This window comes from Streptomyces coryli (genome assembly GCF_011044975.1).
Classification (GTDB): Bacteria; Actinomycetota; Actinomycetes; order Streptomycetales; family Streptomycetaceae; genus Streptomyces; species Streptomyces coryli.
Genome location: NZ_JAAKZV010000427.1, coordinates 1 through 3,717, shown reverse-complemented (window position 1 = coordinate 3,717; position 3,717 = coordinate 1). Strand labels below are relative to the sequence as shown.

General features: G+C 73.9%; 4 protein-coding genes. 3 read left to right on the top strand and 1 reads right to left on the bottom strand.

From position 1 onward, the window contains the following. The 3 genes from G5C51_RS40585 to G5C51_RS40575 form a co-directional block, all read left to right on the top strand. The coding region (locus G5C51_RS40585; protein ID WP_165245747.1) for a TetR/AcrR family transcriptional regulator at positions 1 to 814 on the top strand (814 nt) is incomplete at its 5' end. Then, positions 811 to 1,440: a transcriptional regulator gene (locus G5C51_RS40580; protein ID WP_165245745.1), complete on the top strand. Its 630-nt coding sequence runs from the start codon at positions 811 to 813 to the stop codon at positions 1,438 to 1,440. The genes G5C51_RS40585 and G5C51_RS40580, both read left to right, overlap by 4 nt. Beyond that, on the top strand, positions 1,437 to 2,723 hold the full coding sequence (locus G5C51_RS40575; protein ID WP_165245743.1) for a PEP/pyruvate-binding domain-containing protein: 1,287 nt from the start codon (positions 1,437 to 1,439) through the stop codon (positions 2,721 to 2,723). The genes G5C51_RS40580 and G5C51_RS40575 overlap by 4 nt, the downstream gene beginning before the upstream one ends. On the opposite strand, the gene G5C51_RS40570 is transcribed toward G5C51_RS40575, so the two are convergent. Next, on the bottom strand, positions 2,707 to 3,717 hold a 1,011-nt coding region (locus G5C51_RS40570), incomplete at its 5' end, for a dihydrolipoyl dehydrogenase family protein (protein WP_165245741.1). The two genes, G5C51_RS40575 and G5C51_RS40570, sit on opposite strands and share 17 nt — an antisense overlap.

The window sequence follows — 3,717 nt, the reverse complement described above, 5'->3', positions numbered from 1 at the left end:
CTCCCCCGCCGACGCCCTCGGCGCCTTCGCCCGCACCTGGTTCGACCACCCGCGCCCGCTGGCCGGGGTGCTCGACGACGAGCCGATGCGCACCGCGTTCGGCCAACTCACGCGGCTGGAGGCGCTGCTGCTCGCGCTGGCCCTCGAGTCGTACGCCCCGAGCGCCCGGCAGGTCCGCCGCTCCGAGCTGGTCCTGCGGCTGCTCGACGGCCCCAGCGCATCGGTCGACCCGGCCCACAGCCTCGGTGACCCCTTCGACATCGCCCAGGCCTGCACGCACCTGGCAGGCCTCCTCCTCGCCGACGCCTGGAAACCGCCGTACCTCGACCACATCCGTCCCGCGGAAACCCGCCGCGACACCTGGAATCCTCCGGAGGCACTGCAGGACCTGATCACCAATCACCCCGTCGACTTCGAGGCGGACGGCGTGATCGCGGTCCTCGGCACCAGCCGCCTGGAGGCCGCCGAGGAGGCGGTCCGCGCCGCCCGCGACGGCGACCAGGTCACCGTGGCCGTCACGACATCCGACCCCGCCGAAATCGGCCGCCTCGTACGGCTGCGGATCGGCGGCACGGCCCGCTGCCTGCGCCGCGTCTTCGCCCCAGGCGACCTGCCACGCCTCCGCCTGGTGCTCGACGACCGGGGCCTGCTGGCCGCGGCCGCGGGCGTGAAGGACCCCGACGACGCGACCGAATCCGCGGTCCGTATCAAGCGCGGCACGATCGTCGCCCGCGCCCAGGGGCGAGGCGCCGCACATGCCGCGGCGACCGCGGGCGCCACCAAGCGCGCCTCGGGAAACAGGGCCGCCCGATGACCCGGCCCGTCTCACCTCAGCCCACCGCCACCGACCTACTGGTGCTCCACACCCTCCGCTGCACCGGCTTCACCGGCCTCGCCGGCGTCGCCGCGGCGACCGGACTCCCCGAGTCCGAAGCCGAGTCGGAGCTGATCGACCTCGCCGTGGCCGGGCTCGTCACCCACACCGCGGGCGACTTCGGCGGCTGGGGCCTCACGGAGTCCGGCCGGGCGGCGGACGCAGAGCGGATCGCCGCCGAGCTGGAGGCGGCAGGCGGGCGCACCGCGGTGACCGCGGCCTTCGAGCGCTTCCTCGTCCTCAACCCCGAACTGCTCGACCTCTGCACAGCCTGGCAGTTGCGCGCCACCGACGGCCCTCCGACACTGAACGACCACACCGACACCGCCTACGACGCTCGCGTGCTGAACCGCTTCCTCGACCTACACCGGCGCGCCGAGCCCGTCTGCGCGGAGCTGTCCGCCGTCCTGCACCGCTTCGGGCGCTACCCGGTCCGGCTCGCCGACGCGCTCGCCCGGGCGCGGGCCGGCGAGTTGGAGTACGTCGCGGACAACACCGCCGCGTATCACACCGTGTGGTTCCAGCTGCACGAAGATCTGCTGACGACGCTCGGCATCCCGCGATGACCTGGATCCACCCGCTCACCGCGGACGTCACGGAAACGGCGGCGCTCCTCGGGGCCAAGGCGCACGGCCTCATCGCCATGCGGCGGCTCGGCCTGCCGGTGCCCCCGGGTTTCGTCATCACCACGGAGGCCTGCCGCGCCTACTTCCGCGACGGGCGTCTCCCAGCCGGTCTCGACGCCGAGTTGGCAGAGGCAGTCGCCCGCCTCGCAGCGGAGGCGCAGCGCCCGCTCGCCGTCTCGGTCCGCTCCGGCAGCAGCGTCTCGATGCCCGGCATGATGAATACGATCCTCAACCACAGACCCGATGCCCTGGAACCCGCGATCACCACCGTGTTCGCGTCCTGGCACACCCCGCGCGCACAGACGTACCGCGAGCTGCACGGCATCCCCGACGATCTCGGCACCGCCGTGACCGTCCAGGCGATGGTCTACGGCGACCGCGACGAACACAGCGGCAGCGGCGTCGCCTTCAGCCGCGATCCCAGCACCGGCGAACACGTCCCCTTCGGCGACGTCCTCTTCCGCCGCCAGGGCGACGCCGTCGTCTCGGGGACCTCGCTGACCAGCCCCCTCCACGAACTCGCCGCCCGCGAACCCGCCGTCTGGTCCCGCCTCCTGGCCGCCCTCGACCGGCTCGAGGATCACTACCGCGACGCCTGCTACGTCGAGTTCACCTACGAGTCCGGCGAACTGTGGCTCCTCCAGGCCCGCCCCGGCCGCTTCACCGGAAGCGCCGCCGTCCGGCTCGCGGTCGACCTCGCCGACGCGGGCACGATCAGCCGCGCCGAAGCCCTCCGCCGGATCCCCCGGCAGCAACGACAGCCCGTAAGAACACCCCGGATAGCGAACGCGGACATCCTCACCCGCGGCCTCCCCGCCTCCCCTGGCGTCGCCGTCGGCATCCTCGCCACCACCCCCGACCGCGCCGCGCGGCTGGCCGCCGACGGTCCGGTCATCCTCGTACGCCCCGAGACTTCCCCGCTCGACCTGCACGGTCTCGCCGCCGCCGCGGGCGTCCTCACCGCCCGCGGCGGCCCGGCCAGCCACGCGGCCGTCGTGGCGCGCTCGATGGGCAAGCCCGCCGTCGTAGGGGCCGCGGACCTCACCGTCGACGCCACCGGCATCCGGGCCGCCGGCCGCACCCTCCCCGAAGGCACCCTCATCGCCATCGACGGCACCGGCGGCGAGGTCGCCGTCGGCACCCCGCGCATCGTGGCGTCCGCCGCCGACCCCCACCTGCGCCGGCTGCTCGACTGGGCGGCCGACCTCAGCCGAGATCCGTGAGCGCGTCCTCCACGCCCCGGTGGAAGGTCGGATACGCGTAGATCATGTGCCGCAGCCGCTCCACCGGCACCTCCGCCTGCACGGCGACGGCCAGGCCGTAGAGCACCTCTCCCCCGGCGGGCCCGGCCGAGGTCGCGCCGACCAGCACGCCCCGGTCCGCGTCGACGACGAGCTTGATGAAGCCCTCATTGCCCGCCTTGTGAATCCATCCACGAGCCGAGGACGGGACCTGGGCGGTGCCGGTACGGACGTTGATCCCGGCTTCCCGGGCGGCACTCTCCGTCATACCCACCGCACCCACCTCCGGGTCGGTGAAGGTGACCCGCGGGACGGCCCGGTAGTCGGCGTCGGGCCCGGGGTCACCGAGGATCGCGCGGGCGGCGATCTCCGCCTGATACATCGACACATGCGTGAACGCCCCCTTCCCGGTCACGTCTCCGACCGCCCACAGGCCGGGCGCGGCCTGCTGCTGCCCGTCGGTGTCGAGGGACTTCGCCGAGGCGTCGAGGCCGACGGCGTCCACGCCCAGGGCGGCGAGGTCGACCCGGCGGCCGGTGGCGACGAGGAGTCGCTCGGCAGTGAGGTCGCCGCCCCGCCCCTCCACCGCGAGCGTGAAGCCCTCCGACTCGTCATAGTCCACGTCCACGGCCTTCGTGCCGACGAGCACCTCGACGCCATCCGCCTTCAGCGCCTCCGCGACCACCTCGCCCGACTCCGGCTCGTCGAGCGGCAGCAGCCGGTCCTGCGCCTCGATGAGCGTCACCTTGGTGCCGAACCGGGCGAAGGCCTGGGCCAGTTCGACGCCGACCGCCCCGCCGCCGAGCACGAACAGCGAGGCGGGCGGCTCCTTGGCCGAGATGGCCTGGCGGTTCGTCCAGTACGGCACCCGCCTGATGTTCGACACCGGTGGCACCGCGGGCTGAGAACCCGTCGCGATCACCACTCCGCGCCGCGCGGTGATGACCTCCCCGTCCACCTCCACCTGCCCCGGCCC

Excerpts from the sequence above, each read along its gene's own strand:
- G5C51_RS40580 (WP_165245745.1), top strand. The coding sequence starts at position 811 with ATGACCCGGCCCGTCTCACCTCAGCCCACCGCCACCGACCTACTGGTG.
- G5C51_RS40575 (WP_165245743.1), top strand. The coding sequence starts at position 1,437 with ATGACCTGGATCCACCCGCTCACCGCGGACGTCACGGAAACGGCGGCG.